The 4,916-nt window shown below is 55.1% G+C and carries 2 rRNA genes; both read right to left on the bottom strand.

The window, feature by feature from the left end:
- Positions 1 to 93: 93 nt before the first annotated feature.
- Positions 94 to 3,198 (bottom strand): 23S ribosomal RNA (locus tag M3195_RS16685).
- 403 nt (positions 3,199 to 3,601) lie between these two features.
- A 16S ribosomal RNA gene (locus M3195_RS16680) occupies positions 3,602 to 4,916 on the bottom strand; the annotation flags it as partial.

Genomic DNA, 4,916 nt, shown 5'->3' with positions numbered 1-4,916 from the left:
TCAATCGTTGCATAACGACATAAGTCTTAGTTATGCGGTTCTCGACCGTACATCGAGAACCACTCAGTGGACGCAAGCACCAACGAACGGTGTGTTATCAAGTCATCGGCTTATTAGTACCAGTCAGCTGCACACGTTACCGTGCTTCCACATCTGGCCTATCAACCCAGTAGTCTGGCTGGGAGCCTCTCACCCGAAGGTATGGAAGTCTCATCTTGAGGCCGGCTTCCCGCTTAGATGCTTTCAGCGGTTATCCATCCCGAACGTAGCTAATCAGCGGTGCTCCTGGCGGAACAACTGACACACCAGAGGTTCGTCCAACCCGGTCCTCTCGTACTAGGGTCAGATCCTCTCAAACTTCCTACGCGCGCAGCGGATAGGGACCGAACTGTCTCACGACGTTCTAAACCCAGCTCGCGTACCGCTTTAATGGGCGAACAGCCCAACCCTTGGGACCTACTCCAGCCCCAGGATGCGACGAGCCGACATCGAGGTGCCAAACCATGCCGTCGATATGGACTCTTGGGCAAGATCAGCCTGTTATCCCCGAGGTACCTTTTATCCGTTGAGCGACAGCGCTTCCACAAGCCACTGCCGGATCACTAGTCCCGACTTTCGTCCCTGCTCGACCTGTCAGTCTCACAGTCAAGCTCCCTTGTGCACTTACACTCGACACCTGATTGCCAACCAGGTTGAGGGAACCTTTGGGCGCCTCCGTTACTTTTTGGGAGGCAACCGCCCCAGTTAAACTACCCACCAGGCACTGTCCCTGAACCGGATTACGGTTCGAAGTTAGATATCCAGAGTGACCAGAGTGGTATTTCAACAATGACTCCACATGAACTGGCGTCCATGCTTCACAGTCTCCCACCTATCCTACACAAGCCACACCGAACACCAATACCAAGCTGTAGTAAAGGTCACGGGGTCTTTCCGTCCTGCTGCGCGTAACGAGCATCTTTACTCGTAATGCAATTTCGCCGAGTTCGCGGTTGAGACAGTTGGGAAGTCGTTACGCCATTCGTGCAGGTCGGAACTTACCCGACAAGGAATTTCGCTACCTTAGGATGGTTATAGTTACCACCGCCGTTTACTGGGGCTTAAATTCTCAGCTTCGCCTTGCGGCTAACCGGTCCTCTTAACCTTCCAGCACCGGGCAGGCGTCAGTCCGTATACATCGTCTTGCGACTTGGCACGGACCTGTGTTTTTAGTAAACAGTCGCTACCCACTAGTCTCTGCGGCCACCACACCCTTTTCCCAGCACGTGGGTATAAGTGGATGGCCCCCCTTCTCCCGAAGTTACGGGGGCATTTTGCCGAGTTCCTTAACCACGATTCTCTCGATCTCCTTGGTATTCTCTACCTGACCACCTGAGTCGGTTTGGGGTACGGGCAGCTAGAACCTCGCGTCGATGCTTTTCTCGGCAGCATAGGATCATCCACTTTTTATCCGCATCGTGTCTCAGCCTGCATGAGTCACGGATTTGCCTATGACTCGGCCTACGCACTTGCACCAGGACAACCATCGCCTGGCTTGGACTACCTTCCTGCGTCACACCTGTTAATACGCTAACCGCACCAGCATGGGGTCGTGCGCTAGGCCCACAGCGTCACCCCGAAGGGATCAGTCAGTGGGATTCAGACACTTAGCACTACTGGATTGATTTGGGCGGTTCTTCGCCGGTACGGGAATATCAACCCGTTGTCCATCGACTACGCCTGTCGGCCTCGCCTTAGGTCCCGACTTACCCAGGGAAGATTAGCTTGACCCTGGAACCCTTGGTCTTTCGGAGGACGTGTTTCTCACACGTCTTTCGCTACTCATGCCTGCATTCTCACTCGTGTAGCCTCCACGGCTGGGTTACCCCGCCGCTTCGCTGGCCACACGACGCTCTCCTACCCATCAACACGGCTGGACCACGAAGGCCTACCAATAATGTCAATGCCACAACTTCGGTGGCGTGCTTGAGCCCCGTTACATTGTCGGCGCGGAATCACTTGACCAGTGAGCTATTACGCACTCTTTCAAGGGTGGCTGCTTCTAAGCCAACCTCCTGGTTGTCAGAGCAACTCCACATCCTTTCCCACTTAGCACGCGCTTTGGGACCTTAGTTGGTGGTCTGGGTTGTTTCCCTCTCGACTATGAAGCTTATCCCCCACAGTCTCACTGCTGCGCTCTCACTTACCGGCATTCGGAGTTTGGCTGACGTCAGTAACCTTGTAGGGCCCATCGGCCATCCAGTAGCTCTACCTCCGGCAAGAAACACGCAACGCTGCACCTAAATGCATTTCGGAGAGAACCAGCTATCACGAAGTTTGATTGGCCTTTCACCCCTATCCACAGCTCATCCCCTCAGTTTTCAACCTAAGTGGGTTCGGCCCTCCACGACGTCTTACCGTCGCTTCAGCCTGGCCATGGATAGATCACTTCGCTTCGGGTCTAGGACATGCGACTGAATCGCCCTATTCAGACTCGCTTTCGCTACGGCTACCCCACACGGGTTAACCTCGCCACATATCGCTAACTCGCAGGCTCATTCTTCAAAAGGCACGCTGTCACACCTACCAGGGGTGCTCCAACGGTTTGTAAGCAAACGGTTTCAGGTACTATTTCACTCCCCTCCCGGGGTACTTTTCACCTTTCCCTCACGGTACTTGTCCGCTATCGGTCATCTGGGAGTATTTAGGCTTATCAGGTGGTCCTGACAGATTCACACGGGATTTCACGGGCCCCGTGCTACTTGGGATACTCTTCGCGCCAAGCAAGGCATTTCGACTACGGGGTTGGCACCCTCTATGACCGGCCTTTCAAGACCGTTCGTCTATACCTTCTTGTAACGCCGCCATCTCGGCAGAAATGACTGAAAAGTCCCACAACCCCGAACGTGCAACGCCTGCCGGCTATCACACACGCTCGGTTTAGCCTGATCCGGTTTCGCTCGCCACTACTAACGGAATCGCGGTTGCTTTCTCTTCCTGTGGGTACTGAGATGTTTCACTTCCCCACGTTCCCTCTACCCGCCCTATATATTCAGGCGGGAGTCACTAGGTCGGCACGCCGCCCAGCGGGGTTTCCCCATTCGGACACCCTCGGATCAAAACTTGCTTATCAGTTCCCCGAGGCTTATCGCAGATTGCTACGTCCTTCTTCGGCTCCAGATGCCAAGGCATCCACCGTTTGCTCTTAAAGACTTGAAATCACATGAGTTCGAATCGATCGCCACACCCCGAAAGGCATGGAGATTGACTAATGATCTTTAAGATCATCTTGCGCAACAACCCGAAAGTTGTTGCAAGATGCTCGCGTCCACTGTGTAGTTCTCAAAGTACGGGCGGTACCCCTCACCACCTCCCACCACGGGGAGACGACGAAAGGCCCAGAGGTACAGACCCACAACCCGAAGGCTGCGACGTCCGGTCCCTCAGGACCCAACAGCGTGCAGCCGCCTGCTTGCATCCCCCACCGTTCCTGATCCGAAGACCGTACTAACTGGAGTCAGCTGCGCTGACGGCATGTCAAATGTTCCACCCATGAGCTCCCAGCGAAGAACGCATGCCTTCGATCTGGGTTCTGGACGCCGAAGCGTCAGATGCTCCTTAGAAAGGAGGTGATCCAGCCGCACCTTCCGGTACGGCTACCTTGTTACGACTTAGTCCTAATTACCGATCCCACCTTCGACGGCTCCCTCCACAAGGGTTAGGCCACCGGCTTCAGGTGTTACCGACTTTCATGACTTGACGGGCGGTGTGTACAAGACCCGGGAACGTATTCACCGCAGCGTTGCTGATCTGCGATTACTAGCGACTCCGACTTCATGAGGTCGAGTTGCAGACCTCAATCCGAACTGGGACCGGCTTTTTGGGATTCGCTCCACCTCGCGGTATTGCAGCCCTTTGTACCGGCCATTGTAGCATGCGTGAAGCCCAAGACATAAGGGGCATGATGATTTGACGTCATCCCCACCTTCCTCCGAGTTGACCCCGGCAGTATCCCATGAGTTCCCACCATTACGTGCTGGCAACATAGAACGAGGGTTGCGCTCGTTGCGGGACTTAACCCAACATCTCACGACACGAGCTGACGACAACCATGCACCACCTGTTTACGAGTGTCCAAAGAGTTGACCATTTCTGGCCCGTTCTCGTATATGTCAAGCCTTGGTAAGGTTCTTCGCGTTGCATCGAATTAATCCGCATGCTCCGCCGCTTGTGCGGGTCCCCGTCAATTCCTTTGAGTTTTAGCCTTGCGGCCGTACTCCCCAGGCGGGGAACTTAATGCGTTAGCTGCGTCACGGAATCCGTGGAATGGACCCCACAACTAGTTCCCAACGTTTACGGGGTGGACTACCAGGGTATCTAAGCCTGTTTGCTCCCCACCCTTTCGCTCCTCAGCGTCAGTTACGGCCCAGAGATCTGCCTTCGCCATCGGTGTTCCTCCTGATATCTGCGCATTCCACCGCTACACCAGGAATTCCAATCTCCCCTACCGCACTCTAGTCTGCCCGTACCCACTGCAGGCCCGAGGTTGAGCCTCGGGATTTCACAGCAGACGCGACAAACCGCCTACGAGCTCTTTACGCCCAATAATTCCGGATAACGCTTGCGCCCTACGTATTACCGCGGCTGCTGGCACGTAGTTAGCCGGCGCTTTTTCTGCAGGTACCGTCACTTTCGCTTCTTCCCTGCTAAAAGAGGTTTACAACCCGAAGGCCGTCATCCCTCACGCGGCGTTGCTGCATCAGGCTTCCGCCCATTGTGCAATATTCCCCACTGCTGCCTCCCGTAGGAGTCTGGGCCGTGTCTCAGTCCCAGTGTGGCCGGTCACCCTCTCAGGCCGGCTACCCGTCGACGCCTTGGTGAGCCATTACCTCACCAACAAGCTGATAGGCCGCGAGCCCATCCCCAACCAAAAAATC

Origin of the sequence: Microbacterium hydrocarbonoxydans (genome assembly GCF_023715885.1) — a bacterium.
GTDB classification, from domain to species: Bacteria; Actinomycetota; Actinomycetes; order Actinomycetales; family Microbacteriaceae; genus Microbacterium; species Microbacterium hydrocarbonoxydans_C.
This window is presented reverse-complemented; position numbering and strand designations above follow the sequence as displayed.